This is a genomic window from Pseudonocardia sp. ICBG601 (genome assembly GCF_020496245.1).
Window position 1 is genome coordinate 1 of the sequence record NZ_JAHLJA010000261.1, and the last position, 2,133, is coordinate 2,133.

Sequence of the window (2,133 nt, forward strand, 5' to 3'; positions counted from 1 at the left end):
CCCGACTGCGGGAGGTTTTCCTCCGGGATCAGTTGCTGTTCCCGACCGGCCCACAGCTCACCGCAGAGCCCACGCCGGCTCGCCGTTTCCGCTCGTGGGCCTGAGTTCATGAACAGTCATGACCGATCCGCTCCTCCGCCGCACGTGTAGTGGCGCACGTGACATTACACGACCCCGCCGACCATGAATGCGCAGTGTCCGCCCGGGCCGTATGCGACCGGCAAAGACAAGAAGTCCCGGGCCACCGTTCTTCGGTGCTCGCCGGGGGTGCTCGCCGGGGTGCTCGCCGGGGGTGCTCGCCGGGGGTGCTCGCCGGGTGCTCGCCGGGGGTGCTCGCCGGGGTGCTCGCCGGGGGTGCTCGCCGGGGTGCTCGCCGGGTGCTCGCCGGGGTGCTCGCCGGGGGTGCTCGCCGGGGTGCTCGCCGGGGGTGCTCGCCGGGGGTGCTCGCCGGGGTGCTCGCCGGGGGTGCTCGCCGGGGTGCTCGCCGGGGTGCTCGCCGGGGGTGCTCGCCGGGGGTGCTCGCCGGGGGTGCTCGCCGGGTGCTCCGGGGCGGGGGTCGCCGGGGTGCTCGCCGGGGGTGCTCGCCGGGGTGCTCGCCGGGGTGCTCGCCGGGGGTGCTCGCCGGGGTGCTCGCCGGGGGTGCTCGCCGGGGGTGCTCGCCGGGGTGCTCGCCGGGGGTGCTCGCCGGGGGTGCTCGCCGGGGTGCTCGCCGGGGGTGCTCGCCGGGGGTGCTCGCCGGGGGTGCTCGCCGGGGGTGCTCGCCGGGGTGCTCGCCGGGGGTGCTCGCCGGGGTGCTCGCCGGGGGTGCTCGGCCAAGTCATGGGGTGCGCTACGCCGCGTCGGCGAGCGACCTGGAAGCAGCCCCTGGGGCCTCGGGAGCTTGTCTACGTCACGCTCTGTGCTTGTCCAGGAGGTAGACAAACCACTGGACAAAGACTGGACAAGCGGTTGGACTTCGGCGTCCTACGCGCGTGCGTGCACGCACGCGCGTAGGACGCACACTAGCACGCCCGCTCCGTTGTCCAGCTGGACAACTGGACAATCACGCGCCGTCACACTCACCGTCGGCGGCGCTGGCACCGGACCTGCCGTCGCTCATCTCCCGAGCAAGACCCTCAACGAACTCGATCGCCTGGTCGCCGCGCAAACTGCGCCTTTGGTAGTCACGGAACTGGTCGATGTAGTGCCGCACGTTCTCTGGCTTGGCTCAGGGCTGATTGTGACGTCGCCAGGAGTTCGAACAGCTAGATCGTCAGCATCCTTATTGGGTGACATGTAAATCGTGAAACTCGGACCGCGATCAATATGCGACTCGGCGTTTGCGGTTAGGATCCACAAATTAAATCTACCGTAACGCGCCAGAGAGCCGAGCCAATGCAACTGATCAATCATGATGCCTCTATCTCCTGAGGGGCATCTAAGCGCCCGCTCGGAAATGACAACGTCGAGGCGGCTGGGGGTCTCGTAGAGAATCTTCTGTCGTGTGACCTTGGCGAGAATGTTCGCGGCTAGGCGCTGCTTCGAATTTGCGGCGACCGTCACGGCCAGCCAGTGCATGTAGGCAGCAGTCTGAAGGACGTCTGGAATAGTCGAGTTTTGCCACACGGCAACTCGTGATGCGGCCCTTTCCAGGGCGGAAATATCTCTTGCCTGAATATTCCACCGCTAACTGGAACGTTTCTCCATAATGCGACCGTTCCGCATGCCCGCTGGGCGATGCTCGTTATCTGCGCACACACCTCCGGTGGCGTTGATGTTTCCTGGAGCCATCTCTGTAGCTCGAACTCGGATATTCTTAATCGCCCTAATTCGATTCTACTGATTCGCGATTGGTCGAGACCGATTATTGCGGCGAGTGCGTGCCCGGTCAGGCCAGCCGCGTGCCGTCGTGTCCGAAGCTCTTCGCCGAGGTGGCGTTGAGCGTCGACTCGGTCTCCAGTCACGTCTGCTCCTCCCTGCTTCCATGGCTCCGGGACTGCGGCGAGGCCCCCGCTTGGGGGCCGCGTAGGCAGGGTTGCCGGAGCGACCCCTTGACGCCCGACGACCGCTACGTCATGCTCGAATGCATGTCGCTTCTATGCACTCTGGGTGCGGCGGCTAGGAGTCCAAATAGTCGGGGTCTCGACGGGTTGT

At 66.8% G+C, this 2,133-nt stretch carries 2 protein-coding genes; both read right to left on the reverse strand.

What is annotated here, in order from left to right:
* Positions 1-1,095: 1,095 nt before the first annotated feature.
* Positions 1,096-1,656 (reverse strand): Scr1 family TA system antitoxin-like transcriptional regulator, encoded by a 561-nt coding sequence (locus KPL57_RS73770; protein ID WP_226359405.1) that lies wholly within the window; start codon positions 1,654-1,656, stop codon positions 1,096-1,098.
* A complete protein-coding gene (locus KPL57_RS73775) occupies positions 1,539-1,943 on the reverse strand; it encodes a helix-turn-helix transcriptional regulator (protein ID WP_226359404.1) in 405 nt (134 codons plus the stop codon). The genes KPL57_RS73770 and KPL57_RS73775 overlap by 118 nt, the downstream gene beginning before the upstream one ends.
* Positions 1,944-2,133: the final 190 nt, after the last annotated feature.